The sequence below is a fragment of the Pedobacter sp. P26 genome, assembly GCF_050632135.1.
GTDB lineage: Bacteria > Bacteroidota > Bacteroidia > Sphingobacteriales > Sphingobacteriaceae > Pedobacter.
In genome coordinates this window covers 1,977,739-1,999,464 of record NZ_CP192574.1, presented here as the reverse complement: position 1 = coordinate 1,999,464, position 21,726 = coordinate 1,977,739, and the positions used below count along the sequence as shown (strand labels likewise).

Genomic DNA, 21,726 nt, shown 5'->3' with positions numbered 1-21,726 from the left:
CTGGTTAAGAAGCAACTAAACAATCGGTTGCATAACAAATATATCATTAGCATATCAGTTTACAAAAACAATCACCCGAAAACCATACAACAAGTTAATTTACAACTAATTAAAGTTAAATTTTAAGTAAGACAAACGATAGCACAATCAGGCCGTAAACTAGTAAAACCTTTTACTAAAAACGTATAAATCTAGCTTAATGATCCATTAGTTTTTACTTTTAAGGTCAAACTCATCATTTCGCAGTGAGCAGAAAAGGCAAGTTCAATTACCAAGATCTAGCAGATAGATTCTCCACTATGCTTGTATAATGATTAAAGAATTGGTTCGTGATGCTTAATGAACAATCTTAAATACCAGTTCTTTTAAGAGTTCGCCATCATCAACATTGCCGGTACTATCTAATCCTTTGCTTTTCAAATCATATTCACGGAGTAAACCGATCACCTGGAAAACTTTCCCCGTGTTGTAATTTCTTGCCGCTACCTCATAATCTTTAATAAAGAATGGAGGCACCCCCAAAGCTGATGCGGCATCGGCCTTATTAGGGATATAATGGTATTTAAGAAGTTTGGTAAAATAACCACCTAGATTGGCCAAAACCATTACGGTTGGATTAGCCTTAGGGTTGCTGGCAAAGTAATTGATAATTTTATTACATTTTAGTACATCGCGGATGGCCATTGCTTTCTGCAATTCGAAAACGTTATATTCTTTACTAATGCCTATATTTCTCTGAACCAGGTCGGTATTAATGGTTACTTCTTTAGAAACGTTCAGCATCAACTTTTCGATCTCGTTGGCAATTTTAGAAAGATCGGTACCAAGATATTCGGCCATTAAAGCCGATGCCTGCTGATCGATCTTGTAACCTTTTTCTTTGATAAATTCTTCGATCCAGGGCACCAGTTTATAATCGCGTACAGGATCTGACTGAAAAATCAATCCGCTTTTATTGATGGCCTTATAGATTTTTTTCGTTTATCGAAATTGGCATATTTATAAGCCAGCACCAAAATGGTACTTGGCAGCGGTTTTTCGAAATAATTGAGTACGAATTCGCCTTCTTTTGAACTGTCTTCCTTGCCCCACTTTAAATCCTGCGCTTCTTTAACAATTACTACCTGATAATCAGACATCATGGGGTAACGCTTTGCAGCACCCAAAACCGTGGCCATATCGGTATCTTTTCCATATAAAACCGTTTGATTGAAGCCTTTTTCGGCATCGTTCAACAGCTTATCTTCAATATAATCAGTCACCTGATCGATGTAATAAGATTCTTCACCATGCAATAAGTATACAGGTTTGAACTTCCGGGCTTTGATATCTTTAATAATTTCGGCAGCAGTCATTGCCTGTAAAATTACAATTTAGGTTTAAGGATTTGGGTAAATGTTTATAATTTATAGATGTGAGATTTGAGAAGTGAGATATGAGACATTAGACTGGAGAATTCATCGCATAGCCTAAAATTAACTAACTTTGAAGCTGCAATAATTGATAAATTGTTTTATTGTTGCATTGTTAAAAGACATATAACTGTTAACTGCAAACTGAAAACTCCCAACTGAAATGTTCACTCCTACCCCGCTTAACCTTCCGCCATACCCATTTAAAATTACCCAAAAGGATGACGTGGTATTTATTTTTGATGAACTGAGGAAGAAACACCTGGTGCTTACCCCCGAAGAATGGGTGCGTCAGCATTTTATACAAAACCTGATTTTAGATAAGAAATTTCCACGTACGTTAATCCAGATTGAAGGTGGTTTGGTGTTAAACCAATTACAAAAACGAAGCGATATTTTGGTTTACAATACCGCTGGCGAAAAACTGATGTTGATTGAATGTAAGGCACCAAAAGTAAAAATTACACCATCGGTTTTTGATCAGGCCTCGCGGTATAATTCGATACACCAGGCCAGGTGGATTGTGCTAACCAACGGTTTGCAGCATGTTTATGCCAGGATGGATATGGAAAAGGGCAGCTTTAATTTCGTAGAAGAAATGCCAGAATATTTGGGGCTTTAGCATTGAATAGCCGAAGAGATGCGAAACAACAAGAACTTACTCTATTCTGTCATCCTGAATGCGATGAAGGATCTTTCTTGACCCCCTTACTCCAAAGCGCGAGGTAATATGATGTAAATCTTGTTGGGCACCCCCACCTAGTTACAGTAAAATAATAGTCCGTCTTGGTCGGTGGGACACCAACCAATAGAATGAAAAAGTATCAATGTATTGTAATGCTCTTTTTTGGAAAACAGGAACACCACACTTAGGTTTATTCAGTCCTGCTCCCGCTTCTGCCAATTGAAAAAATTGGCATCCCGCTTTGATCGGGTTTAGGTGGCACAGCCAGCAAGGAGATTAGGGGTTGCAATACGCAGGAATAGTGTCTTTCTGAATCATGCTATCCAACCTTCAATAGCAGCAAAAGCCTTGGGGGTTTAAACCTGATTGAAATGTAAAGCCCACAGCGTTGGACTTGTAATGAAAAGCAGGACTTACTTTAAAACAAGCCACAATAATTGCTTTCCAAAAAATAAGAGCATTAAAATTCTCTCACTGAAGCACCAACCAATAGAAAAAAGATTCTTCACTTCGTTCAGAATGACAAAAGAGAATATGATCTAAACACTATACTCCGGCTTCCAAACCTGTTTATTACCACTATAAATCGCCTCGTTACACATGGCCACGCATATAGCCGCCTGGGTTCCAGTATTGATATTTGATGCGGGTTCTTTCCTGGTGATTATCGATTTATAAAATTCATCGAGCGCATAATTTGTACCATCAATGGTGGCTTTATCTAAAATCGGGATTCCGCCATCTTTATTCACCACGATTTTTGTCGCCCCGGTTACCCCATCAACGATACCCAGCTCTTTTTTTGTACTTTCTTCAGGATAAAATAAACCGGTATTGGTAAGCAAAGAAACCGAACCTTTGGTACCCTTTATTTTAAACAGGTAACCATCGTGCGCATTGCCACAAGTGGCCCCGAAGTTGCCAATCATGCCTTTTTCATTATACCGCAGAATGGCTTGTATGTTATCATAAGTTTCGCGGCCATCTTTAAAAACATCTATGCCTCCCGAGCCCATAATTTCATCAGGTTGGGTTTCGAAAGCCCAGTTGATAAAATCAATCTGGTGCGACAGGAGTTCGGCCGCTAATCCGCCAGAATATTCCTTGTACATCCGCCAGTTAATTTTGCGCTCTAAAGCAGGATCAGGAACAGCCCTGCGCCAATTTCCATTACGGTCCCAACGACAATCGATTTGGCTAACCTTACCTAAATAACCACTTTGGATCATGTCTTTCACCTTAAAATATAGGGGCGAATAACGGTATTGATACCCCACCTGAAAAACATGATTGGGATATTTTTTTACCAGTTTTTTAAGTTCGAGCGCCTGGGCAATATTATATGTCATGGTTTTTTCTACATACACATGTTTGCCAGCCAGCACCGCGTCTTTGGCAATTTTGAAATGCTCGCTTAAAGGTGTAGCAATAAAAACCGCGTCGATTGTTTTATCGTCTAAAACTTTGTGGTAATCTTTAATGGCCTTTGCATCGGCTGGAACATACTTTTCGGCCTCTTTAAGCCTAAAATCGAGCAGGTCGCAATAAGCTTTGATATTATATTTTGCAGGCATAGATTTAATTACCGACAAAACGCCTTTGCCACGGTCACCACAACCGATCATGGCCACATTAATGATTTCGTCAGCTACTAAATTTGCAAACCCCTGATTGCCCAAAAATAAACCGGAACCTATTAAGGCTGATGTTTTAACAAAAGATCGACGATGCATGATATAATGGTATTATAATATTTTATTCTTTACAGGTAAAACATTAACCACAGATAAAAAGGATGCACACAGATAAAATCCGTGTACATCAGTGGTTAAACTGTCAAGGCTATTTTACACTTATTTTCAAATCAAAAACTTATAAATTCTTGATTTTAATGGTCCTGAAATCTACTTTATTGCCATGATCCTGCAGCAGGATATGTCCTTTTGGTGCTTCGCCAAAGTTTTTCCAATCTTTATATTTACTAATGGCAACCAATTTTTTAAACTCTTCTGATCCACGCGTATATTCTAACACTTTAACCCCGTTTAAATAATGTTCTACTTTGTTATCTGGATAAACCACCAAACGTCCATTGTTCCAGCTACCGATTGGGCGCAGGTAACGGGCTTCTTTTTTAGCAGTCATTAAATCGTATAAAGATGCCAAAGTGCGGTTTCCATCTCTGCCCAATTTTGCGTCAGGGTGCAATTCATCATCTAAAACCTGGTATTCCAGGCCAATGGCCGAACCTTTGTTATTTTCGCTCAGTGTAACAAAATATTTCAACCCGCTATTTGCTCCCGGTGTCAATTTAAACTCGAACGACAAGTCAAAAGCAGCATATTCATCCCTGGTCACAATATCGCCGCCATTGGTCGATTCTGCACCACCCGAAGGTTCCACACTGATTACGCCACCGGCAATTTTCCATCCTTTGGCAGGAAAAACAGTTTTATGAGCACCAACCCAACCTGCACTGCTTTTACCATCGAATAATAGTTTATAACCTTCCGATTTTTCGTAAGCAGATAAAGTATTTGGGGTTAAATTAACCGTATAAATTCCTTTAGGAAAAGCTTTAGCCTTTAAACCTTCGGTTTGAATGTTAATGTTTTTAAAATACACTTTCTTGCCATCATTATCGAGGTTATTGCCAATGCCATGAACCTGCAAACCGATAAATCCAGATTTATCCAAGGTATCGATCACGTAGGCCACAGGCGTTCCATTTACCCAGGTTTTGGTTTCGTTACCAATACATTCGATTTTGTAATGGTTAAACGCATTCCTTTTGTACAAAGGTTTTGCCGCTGGATTAAGTTCCAGAGGATATAGCCACAATCTTCTGGCTTCGTCGTAAATTCCACCTGTCCATGCTCTTGGTGTAGGGTCTAGTTCTACCTGCCTGCCAAAAACCAATCCTTTACCATTATTTCCTTCTGGTTTAATATGACTACGGGTCTGGATGCCAGAATTGGTGGTTTCGCCTTCCAGTTTCACATCCAGTTCTAAAATGAAATCGCCATATTCTTTTTCGGTGATTAAGAACGAATTTGGTGTGCCTTTGGTCATGGTCCCCACAATCATCCCATCTTCAACTTTATAAGGTGCTGCACCTGCAACGGCTTTCCAACCCGTTAGTGTTTTACCGTCAAACAATGGTCTTGCTTTTTGGGCAGCGGCCGATAGGCTGATCAGGGAAAGGGCTAGAATACTATATTTTTTGATATTTAACATGATAGGTTTTCTATTATTTTAACCACCTAAGCCACTTGAGAACATCTTAAGCAAGTGTTCTACTGGGCATAAAGCGTATTGTACAATTTGAATAGGTTAATATTTAAATACTTTTCCGTTTGCGATTACTTCTTGTCTGCTTTCATCGAAAACTGCTTTTGCACCCGTGCGTACCGCAGCATTGGTCATGATATTGGCAATAGAATGCGAATAACCCGCTTCCACAGGTGCGTTTGGTGTTTTACGGCTACGCACACATTCCATCCAGTTACGCATGTGGCCAGAGGTTAATCCATCACCGCCCATATTGGCACCTGTTGCGGCTTTAATTTCGGTTTTACTTAAATCAAATTCAGGCAAAAGATTAGCCTTCAATCCCATGGCTGCGGCTTCTTTTTCCCTTAAACCTCCTTTTGGCGAAACTTTATTGGTAATCAGGTTGAGCTCGCCACCATTCGAGTAATAAACCTCGCCTACATCGCCCACACTGTTCTGCATCCTCGAAGTAAAAGTAACCTGGAAACCATCGGTAGTATCTGGCTGGCCATAATCGAATACAGCAACCATCGAATCCCAGTTTCTACGGCCATCTTTCCAGGTGTAAATACCACCATTTGCCACTACACTTCGCGGATGTTTTAAATTGGTAAACCAATGCACGGTATCAATCTGATGACTCATCCATTGCCCGGGCATCCCTGACGAATAGGGCCAGAATAATCTATATTCTAAATATTTTCTCGGATCAAACGCTTCATTTGGACGGTTTAACAAAAACCTTTTCCAATCAATATCTTCTTCTTTCAATTTAGCCACCAAATCTGGCCTGCGCCATCTGCCTGGCTGGTTTACATTCCACACTAAATCTACAGCAGTTATCGGCCCGAATTTTCCATCCTGTATAAATTTTGCTGCATTGATATAATTTTCGCCACTTCTTCTTTGCGAGCCAATTTGCACAATCTGCTTGCTGGCCTTAACGGCTTTAAATGCAGCTTTGGCATCGTCCATGGTTTCGGCAAAAGGCTTTTCTACATACGCATCGCAATTGGCCTTTACAGCCTCGACGGTATGAAGTGCATGCTGAAAATCGGCGGTACTGATAATTACGGCATCAAGATCTTTTGTAGCATAAAGCTCATCGTTGTTACGGCAGGCTTTAATATCATGACCAAATTTTTCTTTTAAATGGGCAATTCCTAAATCTCTACGGTAGTTCCACAAATCAGAAAGGCCTACAATATCGAAGTTCAGCTCCTTGTTGTGATTCAGGAAGCAAGGCAAAAGGGTGTCTTTAAAGCGATCAGAAAATCCAACAACCCCCACGCGTACCCTATCGTTAGCGCCGATAATACGGCCATAACTTTTAGCGCTCATGCCCATGGTACCCACATAGGTTGCTGCAGCAAATACTGCTGATTGTTTAATAAATTTTCTTCTGGAATTTTCCATAGAATAACACGGTTTAAATAAGGTTAGAAGCTTATGAATTAAACGATTTATAAGGCGTTTAACAGCACCCAAATTAGGATTTTTAGTTTAATAAAAAAGTGAGCTTTGGTAACAATTTAGAAAGGAAACAGAAGATATGGAATGAAGATGGAAAATGTGAGAATTAAGAGGGGAATGGATGAAAAAGAATCTGTATCATAAATATGGAATTGTCCTCCTGAGGGATAATTTATTTAATAAAAATCAATATTAGAGACGTATAATTGATTTCTTTTGCCATACACCACGGTCTTGCCTCGGCTCGCCGCCGCCGAGGGGCTCTTTCTTTTTGGCATTAAAAAGAAACAAAACCGAGGCATTGCCGAGCTCATTAATACAGATAAAAACAATAGACAACCATTAATAAAATGCCGGCTGAAAATTTATTCATTTGTTGTTTATAACTTTTAGCTGCATTCATGAGGGCTTCGCCGTTTTCTTTTGAAGCCAGTTGTTCAGACAGAACAGTGCAGCCCGAAAAATTTGTTAGGCCGGATTTAAGTAGAACGGGGATACTGTGCTATGGCCTAGCTGGATGGAAATGCGAAATCGGTTAAAATGCTGATTCGAAGATTGTGAAATAATGTCAATGATAACTTGTCGGTTTTTAAGTATCTTAAAAGGCGTTTCGACAGGCTCAACGTGACAAATTCGATTGAATTACAATTTATGAGACAGTCTCTTATTTAAGACCTATAAGGTTTTAAAAACCTTATAGGTCTGTGAGATTATTATTAGCCTAAAACCGCTAAACTTTCTTCAATAATTTTGATTTTTGCTTCAGCGTCGGCTTTTTTATTGCGTTCATTGGCAATAATTTCGGGTTTTGCATTCTGGACAAACCGTTCGTTACCCAGTTTAGCATCAACCGACTTTAAAAAGCCCTGTAAATATACTAAATCGGCATTTAAACGCTCACGTTCAGCCTCTACATCAACGTTTTCGGTTAATGGAATAAAGAATTCATCTTTACCTGCCATAAAAGCTGTTGCACCAACAATTTTATCGTTTACAATCTCCGCTTCTGATACATTGGCCAGTTTAAAAACGATATTTAGCCATTTTTCGTAATCAAGATCAGAATTTACCTTAATGCTTAACGGCAACGCTTCTTTAGGCGAAATCTGCTTCTGGTTTCTTACATTTCTAATTTCGGCCACCACAGTTTTAATTACCTCGGCATCTTTCAATAATTGCTCATCAAAAGTTCCGCCTTTCGGAAATTCGGCTACAATACAGCAATCCAGTTCACCACGATCGGCAAACAAATCATCATGCCATAACTCTTCAGTAATAAAAGGCATATTAGGATGCAATAACTTGATGATATTTTCGAAGAACGCAATAGTTGCTTTGTAACTCTCCGCATCAATCGGCTGTTGATAAGCAGGTTTAACCATTTCTAAATACCAGGCACAGAAATCATCCCAAACCAGTTTGTAAGTGATCATTAATGCTTCTGATAGGCGGTATTGCTTAAAGTTAGCCTCAATCTCTACCAAAGCTTCGTTAAAGCGGTTTTCGAACCAGGATATGGCCCGAGCATTAGGGTTAACCAGGTTTTCATCAACTTCCCATCCTTTTACCAAACGGAAAGCATTCCAGATTTTGCTGGCAAAATTACGTCCCTGTTCGCAATAGCTTTCATCGAACATTAAATCGTTACCAGCAGGTGAAGACATTAACATCCCCACACGAACCGCATCAGCACCGTATTTTTCAATCAATCCAATCGGGTCTGGTGAGTTACCCAGCGATTTAGACATTTTACGGCCTAATTTATCACGCACAATACCCGTTAAATACACATTGGTAAATGGTTTTTTGCCCATAAACTCATGTCCGGCCATAATCATACGTGCCACCCAAAAGAATAAAATTTCCGGCGCGGTAACCAGATCATTGGTTGGGTAATAATAATTGATATCTTTATTTTCAGGGTTTTTAAAGCCATCGAAAACCGAAATTGGCCATAACCATGATGAAAACCAGGTATCCATTACATCATCATCCTGTCTTAAAAACGGCTCTAACTGATGTTTGAACCCTGCTTTTTCAGCATCCGAACAACTTTCGTCCAAATGTTTTTTCTTCCAGAATTCTTCTAAGGCCTCATCTTTAGTTTTGGCTACTACCCAGTTTCCTTTATCGTCGTACCAGGCCGGGATTCTCTGTCCCCACCATAACTGGCGACTAATGTTCCAGTCGCGCACATTTTCCATCCAATGACGGTATGTATTTTCAAATTTATTCGGGATCAGGTTTACTTCGCCTTTCAAAACATCATCCAAAGCAGGTTGCGCCATTTCTTTCATCTTTACAAACCATTGCATCGAAAGTTTTGGTTCGATAGCGGCATCGGTACGTTCAGAGAAACCAACCTGCGATTTATAATCCTCCACTTTCTCTAAATGGCCAGCTTCTTCCAGCATTTTGGCAATTTTCTTACGGGCAACAAATCTGTCTTCACCCACCAAAATAACGGCCAGTTCGTTTAAAGTTCCATCGTCGTTTAAGATATCGGTAACCGGTAAATTATGCTTAACACCCAGTTCATAATCGTTTAAATCGTGTGCTGGTGTAACTTTTAAACAGCCTGTTCCAAATTCAATATCTACATATTCATCTTCAATAACCGGAATTTCGTGATTAACCAGAGGCACAAAAACTTTTTTGCCTTTTAAGTGTACAAAACGCTCGTCGTTCGGGTTGATACAGATGGCAGCGTCGGCCATAATCGTCTCCGGACGCGTAGTCGCTATTGTTAAAAACTGATCGTCCGTTCCCGAAATCAGGTATTTAATGTAATATAATTTCTGGTTTACTTCCTTACGGATCACTTCTTCATCAGAAACAGCTGTTTTACCAGCAGGATCCCAGTTAACCATACGGATACCACGGTAAATCCAGCCTTTTTTGTATAAATGGATAAATGAATCAATAACCGCTTCAGAAAGATCTTCTTCCATGGTGAAACGGGTACGGTCCCAATCGCAGCTAGCGCCCAATTTCTTTAACTGCTCTAAAATAATACCGCCGTATTTCTCTTTCCATTCCCAGGCATATTTCAGAAATTCCTCACGCGAGAGATCTTTTTATTGATGCCCTGTTCTTTTAACATCGCCACAACCTTTGCTTCGGTTGCAATAGAGGCATGATCAGTTCCGGGTACCCAACATGCATTTTTGCCTTGCATACGGGCTTTACGGATCAATACATCCTGAATAGTATTGTTGAGCATGTGCCCCATGTGCAGTACACCCGTGACGTTTGGTGGCGGAATTACAATGGTGTAAGGTTCGCGCTCATCAGGTTCTGAATGAAAAAACTTTTTAGATAGCCAATAGCTATACCATTTATCTTCTGTTTCTGCAGGATTGTACTTGGTGGAAATGCTCATGAAAAATTGTTATAAAAGCCCAAAAATAGCTAATTAAGCTGAAAGCCCAAAGCCCAGGCAAATGGAAAACTGAAAGACTAATGCAGGTGAACTTCAGATGAGTGTATGTAAAAGATATGCGTGTTAGTTTTTGGAAAGCAGGTGCGTATTTTGATTTGGCCCTGCTTTTTGTTTGTAGTCCCGATGTGGAGTCGTGAGCTACCACGTCAATCAGATTTAGAAAAATTGGTTCTTGCAAAACAAGAACTATGATGAAGTTTTATTAAACGATTACTCTACGTCATCAAAAACATCATCTAATGCCAATTCAAAACCTGGCAATACATTTGACGTAATTTTTTCGCTTAAGGTGAATATTTTAGAGGGTTGGAATTTACCCATCTCATTTAGGGTATATATCAAAATGCTTGATCACTTTGGCTCACCACCCAATATTCTTTAACGCCGAATTCTTCATAAACACGGTATTTATGAAGCAATTCCATTTTGGTATTGCCCGGTGATAAAATTTCAACTACCAGATCAGGCGCACCGATACAGCCACGGGCATCGAGTTTGCTTCTATCACAAATCACACAGATATCTGGTTGGAGAACAGTAAATACATCTTTATCAGCTTTACTTTCTTCTGGAAAACGGACATCAAAGGGTACTGCATAAACCTTACAGGGTTTACCTTTTAAAAAATTAATTATTGGATTTAACAAGTTAATAGAAACACCCTGGTGCACCCTTGATGGCGCAGGACTCATTTTAAATATTTTACCCTCAATCAGATCTACCCTTTCAGGGAAAAGCCAGTTTAAATAGTTAGAATAGCTATAAGTTAACGATGCATCAAGTTCATTGAACTGCCTTACAGGTTCATCATCGTTTAAAACAGGATATGGAACAGGTTCAGACATAAACGAATATTCTAAAAATTAGTAATCAAAACATATTTAAGGATTTATAAATCCTCAAAAACATCATCCAAGGCCAATTCAAAACCTGGCAATACAGTTGACGTAATTTTTTCGCTTAGGGTAAATATTTTAGAGGGTTGGAATTTACCCATCTCATTTAAGGTGTAGATCAAAATGCTTTGATCACTTTGGCTCACCACCCAATATTCTTTAACGCCGAATTCTTCATAAACACGGTACTTATTAAGCAGTTCCATTCGGGTATTTCCCGGAGACAAAACCTCGACAACCAGATCGGGCGCACCGATACAACCACGGGCATCAATTTTGCTTCTGTCACAAATCACACAGATATCTGGTTGTAAAACCGTAAAAATAGCTTTATCATGGCGACTTTCCTTTGTAAAACGAACATCAAATGGCGATATGTAAACTTTACAAGGTTGCTTTTTTAGAAAATTTCCTAGCTTAAGAAATATGTTTCCAATAACTTCCTGATGAACGCTTGAAGGTGCAGGACTCATCTTAAAGATTTTACCTTTAATCAGTTCTACTCTTTCAGGAAAAAGCCAGTTTAAATAGTTAGAATAACTATAAGTTAAAGACGCATCAAGCTCATTGAACTGCATGACAGGCTCATCATCGCTTAAAACAGGATATGGAACAGGTTCAGACATAATCAAATATACTAATTTTTATAGTAATCCGACTTTCAATTTTTCAACATATCATACTTACCATCAAGAAATTAAGGACATTAAGTTTTAGGCCATTCCCCAAGTATCTCAATTTTTTAATGGTAAAAGTATAAATGTACTAAAACTTCATCTTCTGAATTCTCACCGCATTTAAAATAGCCAGAAGTGCCACACCAACGTCGGCAAAAACCGCCTCCCACATGGTTGCTATACCTCCTGCCCCTAAAATTAAGACAATTGCTTTTACAGCAAATGCCAATACAATATTCTGGATCACAACATTTTTGGTTGCCTTACCTATTTTAACCGCGGTTGCAATTTTAGAAGGTTGATCGGTTTGAATCACTACGTCTGCTGTTTCGATCGCAGCATCGCTACCCATTGCGCCCATGGCAATACCAATATCGCTGATTGCTAATACCGGTGTATCGTTAATTCCATCTCCCACAAAGGCCACCACCTTACTTTTGTCGCTTTTAATGGCTTCCAGTCTGGCAACTTTATCTTCAGGCAATAAATCCCCAAAATAAGTATCAATTCCTAAACCCGAGGCTACATTTTTAACAATTGAGATTTTATCACCACTTAACATCACAACCTGTTTTATTCCGTTTTCGTGAAGCTGTTTGATAGCTTCGGCAGCATCTTCTTTTATTTCATCTGCAATCAGAACATAACCAACATATTTCTGGTCGACAGCAACAACCACGATACTTTCTTCTATCGTCGCAATCTCAGGCTCAAAATCAATATTAAATTTCTCCAAAAGTTTAACATTACCTGCTAAAACCTCTTTACCATTAACCTGGCCCTTTAAACCCATTCCAGCAATTTCCTCGATGTTTTCTGCAGGATGAATTTCTTTCTGACCTCCATATTTTACGATAGCCTTCGCAATTGGGTGGGTAGATTTGGCTTCTACAGCCGTTAAGAAGTTTAAAAAATCTGTTTCATCAATATTGCTTTCTACTTTCTGAACATTGAAAACACCTTTTGTTAAGGTTCCAGTTTTGTCCATTACAACAACATTCAGTTTGGTAATTAAATCAAGGAAATTAGAGCCTTTAAAAAGAATGCCATTTGCCGATGCCGCACCGATTCCGCCAAAATAACCCAATGGAATAGAAATGACCAGTGCACATGGACAAGATATAACCAGAAAAACCAGCGAACGATACAACCAGGTTTGGAAATGATATTCGTTTCCTAAAACTAAAATTGGGATAGTAACCAGCGCGAGGGCTAAAAAGAAAACAATTGGGGTATATATTTTCGCAAACTTGCGAATAAAAAGTTCGGTTTTGGCTTTGCGCGTAGTGGCATTTTGAACCATTTCCAAAATGCGGGATAATGCACTGTCGGCAAAAGCTTTGGTCACTTTGACTTCGACTACTTTATCCAGATTAAGCATCCCTGCCAAAATCGATTCGCCCTTATTAATTGTACGCGGTTTGCTCTCGCCCGTTAAAGCAGCAGTGTTAAAACTGCTTTTATCGCTGATCAGTTCTCCATCTAAGGGGATTTTCTCACCAGCCTTTACCTGTATTGTTTCGCCAATTTCTACCTTTTCGGGATTAATATCTTCGTATTTTCCATTACGGAATACATGCGCTACATCTGCACGAACATCAAGTAATGCTTTAATATTCCTTTTGGCACGGTTTACCGCAGCCATTTGAAACAACTCGCCAATAGTGTAGAAAAGCATCACCGTTACGCCTTCAGGATATTCACCAATAGCAAAAGCACCAATGGTAGCAATAGACATTAAAGAAAACTCGGTAAAGAAATCTTTGGCTTTAAAAGTTTCCCAAACTTCGCGTAAAACCGGGATGCCCACAGGTAAATAAGCCACGATATACCAATAAGGGCGAATGATCTGAAATACAGGAACCGTAAACAGGTTATCAAACGCGATTCCAATCAGCAACATAACCAATGTTACGATAGCTGGCAAATACGTTTTAAAAGCTGATGGATCTCCACCATGGTCGTGGTCATGTTCGTCACCTTCTTCATGTTCGTGATCATGGTTATGTTTTGGTTCGGAATGTACTTTACTGCTGCAACAGCTATCTTCTTTATCGTGTGAGTGGCTCATTATATTTATAGTATGCTAAAAATCATTTTTATTATTAACGATAAAACCTCGCAGGTTAGATAACCGTTTTCAAATTTATGGAAAATAAAATGTTTTATCCCGAATCATTCTTAATAGCAATAATTTTTACAAGCGCACAATAAATTTTGTTAAAAAATGTTAATAGTGGTATAAAAGATTTAAAATCATGAAATCTATTAAAATTTCTTTTTCAGCATCTGAACTTATCAGGCGGCTTGGTTTAGCAAAAATATACTACTGGTTTAACAAGTAATATTCTTAATATATAACACCAGTATTAAGTAGTATTTCATAAATTTCGCATCATTATTAACTTATTAAGCGAATGAAATACCAAAATTTGAAAAGATGTTTTGCAGCGCTGGGTATAGTCGCTGCCGGCTTTTCTGCAAGTGCACAAACTAAAAAATTTATCGACCCTGCCAACATGGATCTTTCCGTTAAGCCAGGCGACGATTTCTACACCTATGCAAGCGGCACGTGGATAAAAAACAATCCTGTTCCTGCTAAAGAAACTCGCTGGGGTTCATTTAACGAACTTCGCGATTTCAATATCAATGCTGTTAAATCTTTAGTAGAAGATGCAGCAGCTGACAAATCTGCACCTGCAGGTTCGGTTAAGCGTAGGGTTGGCGATTTTTACACGGCCGCTATGGATAGTGCGACCATTGAAAAATTTGGTTATACGCCAATAAAAGCCGATTTAACAAAAATTAAGCAAATTAAAAACATTCAAGGTGTGCTGGATCAGGTGGCTTACATGCGAACCAATGGTTTGGGTGGCGGAATGTTTGGCTTGGGCGTTGGCCAGGACCGCAAGAATGTAAACAAATATATGGTGAATATTAGTCAGGGAGGCACAACACTTCCCGATCGCGATTATTACCTGAAAGATGATACACGCAGTGTTAAGATCCGCGAGGCTTACAATACTTATATGGTTACTTTATTTACCTTAACGGGAAGTACACCGGAAGAAGCAAAACAAAAAGCAGCAACCGTTTATAAAATTGAAAAGCAATTCGCTGAAGCGCAGATGAGCCGTTTAGAAATGCGCGATCCTTACGCAACCTATAACAAGCTTACCGTTGCCGAGCTGAACCAGAAAACACCAGATATTAACTGGACAACTTATTTGCCTAAGTTCAAAATCAAAAATCAAGATACTGTTCTGGTTTCTTCGCCTAAATTTATGGCAAGCCTGGATGGCATGTTGAAATCAGTTCCGGTTAGCGATTGGCAAACTTATCTGGAGTGGAATATTTTAAAAGGTTCGGCTTCTAGTTTAAGTTCTCCGTTTGTTAAGGCGAGTTTCGCTTTTACACAGGCTCAAACAGGTCAGAAAGTACAAACACCACGCTGGCAACGCATGTCATCTTTAACAGATGGTACTATTGGCGAATTATTAGGTCAGCTCTACGTGGCCAAATATTTTAAGCCTGAAGCTAAAGAACGTATGAACCAGATGATTGTGAACTTGCGTAAAGCATTCGAAATCAGAATTAATGGTTTAGAATGGATGAGCCCTGAGACCAAACAAAAGGCACTAGCTAAATTACATGCATTTACACCAAAAGTGGGTTATCCGGAAAAATGGAAAAACTACGATGGTTTAGTTATTAATAAGGATACTTATTTCCAAAACTTACGCAATGCAAGTGTTTGGGGCTATAATGAAATGATTGATCAGTTAGGTAAGCCTGTTGACCGCAAACGTTTTGGTATGACACCTCCAACGGTTAATGCTTACTATAGCCCTACACTGAACGAAATTGTTTTCCCTGCTGGTATTTTACAGTTTCCTTTCTTCGACCCTAATGCTGATGATGCTGTTAATTATGGTGGTATAGGCGCTGTAATTGGTCACGAAATGAGCCATGGTTTTGATGACAGCGGAAGCCAATATGATGCTGCCGGCAACTTAAAAAACTGGTGGACAGCTGAAGACAAAGTTAAATTTGACGCTAAAACAAAAGCTTTAGGCGAGCAATTTGATGCTTATACCGTATTAGATACGGTCCATGTAATTGGTAAATTAACCATGGGTGAAAACATTGGCGATTTAGGAGGTTTAAATGCCGCTTATACTGCTTTCAAAATGACCAAACAAGGTCAAAGCAATGAGAAAATTGATGGTTTTACACCAGATCAGCGTTTCTTCCTGGCCTGGGCACAAGTATGGAGGGGTAATATTTTACCCGAAAGTGCTGCTCAGCTCATTAAAACAGATCCGCATTCTCCAGGCCCATACCGTACCATTGGTGCACCTGTAAATATGGATGCATGGTACAATGCTTTTGATGTTAAACCTGGCGATAAACTATATAAAAAACCAGAAGACAGGATTAGAATGTGGTAGATTTGAGATTGAAGGCTGGAAGGTTGAGGGTGTAAGGCTTTTCCACCCCGATAGTTTTAATTGAGATGGAAGGCTTAAGGTTTTAAGTTTTTCTGCCCTCAACTTTAAAATTTAATTATTTATATCATCCCTATATTACGAACGTCCCGATCATTTTCGGGACGTTTTGTTTTATAAGTAGGGTCTCGGGGGTGGTGTAAGGTGTTACCATCTGACATCTGCCAAAATTATCAATTCAACTCCACGATTAATCAATTTTTATTAACTGTGGTGTTGGATGTTACCATCCGGCACTTGTAGAATTATCAATTCAATTCTACCATTAATCAGTTTTAAGTTATTAAACGAATCTAGGGAATGGTAACATCTGACTGCACGATTACCCACCGCCTTGGTTCGTATCTTCACGAATCAACAATTAAGCTCAATTTTCTTCCAAATCAAAATTAATGTAACTCCTTTCGGCAATTCCTAATTATCATTCTATCTTTGAAAAAACATAAGTATCCTTTCCATGAAAAGCCCAATTAACTTCCTTTTAATCCTTGGTTTAACTTTATTTTCTTTAGCAGGTTTTGCTCAGGAAAATAAATTGATCAGCATTGATAAATTAATCAATAAAACAGATCCTGCCTGGCCATTGGTAAAGAAATGGATCGATTCTGCTAAAAATAAGGTCGAAGTATTGCCTGTAGATTCGGCTAAGGCAAAAGAGGTTTTATATCACTCGCAAATGACGACCTATGCCACACTTGGTTCGGTAATCTACAATACCGGCGGCATTATAGTTGATAACGGCTGGATTAGAATTTTAGGTTCGGGCAGCGAAAGATTGAGCAGAAATGTTGCTGATTGGAACAAAGGAAAAACCTTAAAAGAATATGGCGATAACATTCCCTACCTTTTAATTGCCGATGATGCGGTAGGTGGTTTCTTTGCTATTAATTACGGCGGTCTGGGCAAAGACATCAAAAATGTATATTACCTTGAACCAAACAGTCTAACCTGGCAACCGCTTGGAGCTGGTTATGGCGAATTCCTTGTTTTTTGTTTCGACAGTGATCTTTCTAAATTTTATAAAGGATTACGCTGGAGCAGCTGGAATCAATTTATTGCCAATTTGGATGGTACCAAAACCTATAGTTTCCGTCCTTATTTATGGGAGGAAGGTACTGATATTGAAAAATGTACACGAAAACTTGTTGGGATTGAAGAAATGTACCGTTTTAATATTATGAAGTCGAAAGAACTGAATGCAGACAAAGGCATAAAAAAAGACGAAACCAAAAAGGAAGAAACTAAAAACGAGCAGTAAGTTGCTGTCTATAAAATAATTACATGACTAACACACCTGCAACCATTATCCAGATCAAAAATACCAGGGCTTTTATTCTGGAATTGGTAAAAGACTTAACCACAGAGCAGTTAAACAAAATCCCCGCAGGTTTTAACAATAACATCATCTGGAATATTGCCCATTTAACCGCTGCACAGCAAAACCTGTGTTATGTTAGATCGGGATTAACGGTAACCGTTGAAGAAAAATATTTCACTCCATTTTTAAGTGGAACAAAACCAGTTAAATTTATAGAAAAGGGAGAAATCGCCTCCATTTTCAACGTACTTTTAAATAGTATGGACCGTTTGGCGACAGATTATAGTAGTAGGATCTTTCTAAAGTTCGATCCCTGGGACAAACGTTATGGCATGAAATTAAACTCCATAGAAGATGCGATAAATTTTATCCCTTTCCATGAGGGGATGCACATCGGCTACATCATGGCCTTAAAGAAATTAGTATAGAAAGTTGCATTGAAGATAATCCACCTCTCAATTGGAAAAATTTAAGCATACTTTGCCTGCGTTTTCTTCGGTAATTTAGCTAAAACCATTGCCCTCGAATCGGCCACCCTGCTTTTCAACTCTTTATCATTTAAAACCTCTAAGTTTTCGATCTGGATCCATTGTCTTTTGGCCATGTGGTAAGCCTGGGCAATGCCATCTCGGGCAGCGAGTTCCTCAAATTCATCCGGATTGCATTTGATAGAAAAACGATTACCCTCATCAATAGCAATAATCACATAGATTTTCTCTTCTATCATAAAACACAGATGTTCCCATTTCATACCTTCTGTAGTGCCGGGTAAACTCAAACAATATTCTCTGAACGATTCGATATCCATATTTAGGGTTTAGGGTAAGACCAAAGCTAATAACAAAAGATTAAAGCCGGAAGAGAAAAAGTCAGAGGTCGGGAGTCCGAAGTCCGAAGATTAAAGCTGATTAACTTACCTACCCTATCTGTCGCTAATTTATCCCCAAATCCAAAAATCATATTAATACTATATCTTCTATATTTGCGTCATAATCTTGAAATCCAAGAATCCTTAAAATCCTAGCTCATGAATATTATAATGCCTACTGCCGATGGATCTAATACACTTTATAATGAAACCATAGGCGAACATTACCATAGTAAACATGGTGCTCTGCAAGAAAGCAAACACGTGTTTATTGATGCAGGTTTGAAATTCGCTTCCACTAACCAAGCTGAAATTTCCATTTTGGAAGTTGGTTTCGGCACCGGATTGAACTTTATTTTAAGTTTCGAATATTGTGCGGAAAATAACATTAACCTTAACTATACCAGCATTGAAGCCTTTCCGCTTACTACAGCTATAATTGAGCAGACTGGTTATGCAGCGTATGTTCCTGAAAAAATATGGGCTGATTTTATTTCAAATTACCCGGAAGCATTAAAAGCACCCAAGAAATTAACTTCGCTTTGCTCGTTAGAAATTCCACATACTACATTGGCCGAATACAGCGGTGACCAAAAATTTGACCTGATTTATTATGATGCATTTTCTGTACAGCACCAGCCCGAAATGTGGAGCGATGAAATTATTGCACATGCCTGCAGTTTCTTAAAACCTGGCGGAACTTTTGTTACCTACGCCATTACCGGGAAACTAAAAAGGGCCATTAAAGCCTGCGGATTTACCATCGAAAAATTACCCGGCGCCCCCGGAAAAAGAGAAATGCTTAGGGCGATTAAAGGGATGGAAAATGGATGATGGAAGATGGATGATGGAGAAAGTCTGAGGTCAGAAAGTCCGAAGATTGCATTGCATAAGAATAGTTCCCCAACTTTATGCCCTCTGCCCCTTCCTCTTTGCGCACTTTGCGGTTAACCAACGATATCATTTTGACATAATTTAGACCGCCTGTTAAAACCAGTATAATCTAAAATTGTTAGAATAACATTAACATTTCGTATCATGGAAAAAAGAACCTTAGGAAAAACCGATTTAAATATTTCGCCCATAGTATTTGGAGGAAATGTTTTTGGCTGGACGATCGATGAAAAAAGTCGTTTGAAATATTAGACCAATTTATAGAAAGTGGTTTCAATTTTATAGATACGGCCGATGTGTACTCGCGTTGGGTACCTGGAAATAATGGTGGCGAATCAGAAACGATTATTGGTAACTGGCTTAAAAAACAAAACAAACGCCACGATATAATTATTGCGACAAAAGTTGGCTCAGATATGGGGCAGGGTAAATCGCTAAAAAAAGATTACATCATCAATGAAGTTGAACATTCTTTATCGCGCCTGCAAACCGATTATATCGATCTTTATTTCTCTCATTTTGATGACGAAAGCACGCCTGTTGAAGAAACATTAAGTGCCTACGAAACTTTAATTAAAGCTGGCAAAGTCCGCTGGATCGGGGCATCAAATTTTTCTGCCGATCGCTTAAAAGAGTCATTACTTTATTCAACCGAACACAGTTTACCGCGTTATGAAGTTTACCAACCAGGATACAACCTTTATGATAGAGAAAACTTTGAGCAGGAACACGAAAAAATCTGCCTGGATTATGGTTTGGGCGTTGTGTCTTATTATTCGCTAGCCAGTGGTTTCTTAACCGGAAAATACCGTAGTGAAAACGATCTGAATAAAAGCCAGCGTGGTGGAGGCATTAAAAAATTCCTTAACGAACGGGGCTTTAAAATTTTAGCGGCATTGGATGAGGTTGCTAAAAAACACCATGTTGAGCCAGCTTCGGTAGCCCTGGCCTGGTTAATTTATCGCCCATCAATTACGGCGCCAATTGCCAGTGTTACCGATTTAAGCCAGTTAAAATCTTTTACTGAAGCCGCAAATTTAAAATTATTGCCAGAAGATATTTCTCTTTTAGATAAAGCGAGTATCTATTAAAAATAATCTCTTATATTTAAATGCCCGATTAATAAAACAATTAATCGGGCATTTTGTATTAAACAGGATTTTAAAATATATGAAAGACAAACTATCTTTTCTACCCAAACTGGCATTGGTCCTTTTCTGTTTAATCAGTTTAACATACATCGCCATTTTAGGTCAATCTTTGCTGGCTCCCCTGCTTTTCTCTTTTTAATGGCGATCTTATTATTACCTGTTGGCAATTTTCTAGAACACAAGCTAAAATTTAAAAGAAGTTTATCAACCCTTGTGTCGGTGATCCTGATGATTGCTGTAATTGGTGGCATTATTTATTTCTTCGGCAATCAATTAAGCGATTTATGGGCAGATTGGCCTTTGCTTAAGGAGAAAGCGAATGCTTCTTATCACGAACTTCAAAAATGGATTTCACACACTTTCGGCATAAATTCTCAGAAACAACTGGATTATTTAAATGACAGCACAGAAAAAGCTTTGGCTACTAGTGCCGCAATTGTAGCTACTACCTTATCTACACTATCTTCTACCCTATTATTTTTAGGTTTCACATTACTATTCACTTTCTTTATTTTAAACTACCGTAGGGTTTTATTTACTTTTTTAACTTCGGTTTTTAGTGAAGAACATAAAGAAAAAGTTTCAGAAATTGTAAGTCAGATTCAGTACATCATTAAAAAATATATCATAGGTTTATTCTTGCAGATGCTTATTGTTACGGTATTAATGATTACCGTTCTGAGTTTACTAGGTGTTAAATATGCCGTTCTTTTGGGTCTTGTTGCAGGTATTTTTAATGTAGTTCCTTATTTGGGAATATTCTTTGCCCTGTTAATAAGCTGCCTGATTACTTTTGCGACTGCAGGTGCAGGTAAAGTGCTTCTGGTTTTAATAGCCTATGTTGGTGTACATGCTATAGATGGAAATATACTGATGCCGTTAGTGGTGGGCTCGAAAGTAAAAATAAATGCATTATTTGCCTTTATTGGAATTGTTGTGGGTGAGATGATTTGGGGCATCTCGGGCATGTTTTTATGTATTCCTTATCTGGCTATGTTAAAAATAATCTTCGATAGAGTAGATAACTTAAAACCATGGGGTATTTTAATGGGCGAAGAACATAAGCCTGATAAAAAGAAGCGTGTTTACCGGATCACAAAAAAAATTAAATTAGAAGAAAAAGATTAAA

General features: G+C 38.6%; 14 protein-coding genes and 2 pseudogenes. 7 read left to right on the top strand and 9 right to left on the bottom strand.

The genetic code is table 11. The annotated features are described in order from the left end of the window. Positions 1-336 precede the first annotated feature (336 nt). A pseudogene (gene holA, locus ACQ86H_RS09195) lies at positions 337-1,355 on the bottom strand (DNA polymerase III subunit delta). A 220-nt stretch (positions 1,356-1,575) separates the two neighbouring features. Here holA and ACQ86H_RS09190 point away from each other — a divergent pair. Next, on the top strand, positions 1,576-2,034 hold the full coding sequence (locus ACQ86H_RS09190) for a type I restriction enzyme HsdR N-terminal domain-containing protein (protein WP_431294587.1): 459 nt from the start codon (positions 1,576-1,578) through the stop codon (positions 2,032-2,034). A 602-nt stretch (positions 2,035-2,636) separates the two neighbouring features. On the opposite strand, the gene ACQ86H_RS09185 is transcribed toward ACQ86H_RS09190, so the two are convergent. The 7 genes and pseudogenes from ACQ86H_RS09185 to ACQ86H_RS09155 form a co-directional block, all read right to left on the bottom strand. Further along, the gene (locus tag ACQ86H_RS09185; RefSeq protein WP_431294586.1) at positions 2,637-3,830 is read right to left on the bottom strand and encodes a Gfo/Idh/MocA family protein; all 1,194 of its coding nucleotides are present in this window, start codon (positions 3,828-3,830) and stop codon (positions 2,637-2,639) included. 139 nt (positions 3,831-3,969) lie between these two features. Next, positions 3,970-5,334, bottom strand: coding sequence for a 3-keto-disaccharide hydrolase (locus ACQ86H_RS09180; protein ID WP_431294585.1), 1,365 nt, complete (start codon positions 5,332-5,334; stop codon positions 3,970-3,972). Between the two features lie 96 nt (positions 5,335-5,430). Further along, positions 5,431-6,786 carry a Gfo/Idh/MocA family protein gene (locus ACQ86H_RS09175; RefSeq protein WP_431294584.1) on the bottom strand — a complete coding sequence of 452 codons (1,356 nt, stop codon included), beginning with the start codon at positions 6,784-6,786 and terminating at the stop codon, positions 5,431-5,433. A gap of 773 nt (positions 6,787-7,559) precedes the next feature. Next, positions 7,560-10,225, bottom strand: a pseudogene (locus tag ACQ86H_RS09170) (valine--tRNA ligase). Between the two features lie 398 nt (positions 10,226-10,623). Next, complete coding sequence (locus ACQ86H_RS09165; RefSeq protein ID WP_431294583.1) at positions 10,624-11,130, bottom strand: Uma2 family endonuclease; 507 nt, start codon at positions 11,128-11,130, stop codon at positions 10,624-10,626. A 44-nt stretch (positions 11,131-11,174) separates the two neighbouring features. Beyond that, on the bottom strand, positions 11,175-11,807 hold the full coding sequence (locus ACQ86H_RS09160; protein WP_431294582.1) for a Uma2 family endonuclease: 633 nt from the start codon (positions 11,805-11,807) through the stop codon (positions 11,175-11,177). Positions 11,808-11,946: 139 nt separating this feature from the next. Next, positions 11,947-13,929, bottom strand: coding sequence for a heavy metal translocating P-type ATPase (locus ACQ86H_RS09155; RefSeq protein ID WP_138822235.1), 1,983 nt, complete (start codon positions 13,927-13,929; stop codon positions 11,947-11,949). 346 nt (positions 13,930-14,275) lie between these two features. Here ACQ86H_RS09155 and ACQ86H_RS09150 point away from each other — a divergent pair, with 346 nt between their 5' ends. The 3 genes from ACQ86H_RS09150 (at position 14,276) to ACQ86H_RS09140 (ending at position 18,112) form a co-directional block, all read left to right on the top strand. Further along, on the top strand, positions 14,276-16,309 hold the full coding sequence (locus ACQ86H_RS09150; RefSeq protein ID WP_431294581.1) for a M13 family metallopeptidase: 2,034 nt from the start codon (positions 14,276-14,278) through the stop codon (positions 16,307-16,309). A 514-nt stretch (positions 16,310-16,823) separates the two neighbouring features. Further along, on the top strand, positions 16,824-17,624 hold the full coding sequence (locus ACQ86H_RS09145) for a DUF2625 domain-containing protein (RefSeq protein ID WP_210419374.1): 801 nt from the start codon (positions 16,824-16,826) through the stop codon (positions 17,622-17,624). Between the two features lie 23 nt (positions 17,625-17,647). Beyond that, positions 17,648-18,112, top strand: a complete 465-nt coding sequence (locus ACQ86H_RS09140; protein ID WP_431294580.1) for a DinB family protein — start codon at positions 17,648-17,650, stop codon at positions 18,110-18,112. A 41-nt stretch (positions 18,113-18,153) separates the two neighbouring features. Here the strand turns inward: ACQ86H_RS09140 and ACQ86H_RS09135 are convergent, their stop codons facing one another. Beyond that, complete coding sequence (locus tag ACQ86H_RS09135; protein ID WP_138822241.1) at positions 18,154-18,492, bottom strand: MmcQ/YjbR family DNA-binding protein; 339 nt, start codon at positions 18,490-18,492, stop codon at positions 18,154-18,156. Positions 18,493-18,711: 219 nt separating this feature from the next. Here ACQ86H_RS09135 and mnmD point away from each other — a divergent pair, with 219 nt between their 5' ends. From mnmD to ACQ86H_RS09120, 3 genes are all read left to right on the top strand, one after another. After that, positions 18,712-19,386, top strand: a complete 675-nt coding sequence (gene mnmD, locus ACQ86H_RS09130) for a tRNA (5-methylaminomethyl-2-thiouridine)(34)-methyltransferase MnmD (protein ID WP_431294579.1) — start codon at positions 18,712-18,714, stop codon at positions 19,384-19,386. Between the two features lie 305 nt (positions 19,387-19,691). Beyond that, a complete protein-coding gene (locus ACQ86H_RS09125; RefSeq protein WP_431295368.1) occupies positions 19,692-20,537 on the top strand; it encodes an aldo/keto reductase in 846 nt (281 codons plus the stop codon). A 198-nt stretch (positions 20,538-20,735) separates the two neighbouring features. Next, positions 20,736-21,725 carry an AI-2E family transporter gene (locus tag ACQ86H_RS09120; protein WP_431294578.1) on the top strand — a complete coding sequence of 330 codons (990 nt, stop codon included), beginning with the start codon at positions 20,736-20,738 and terminating at the stop codon, positions 21,723-21,725. Position 21,726: the final 1 nt, after the last annotated feature.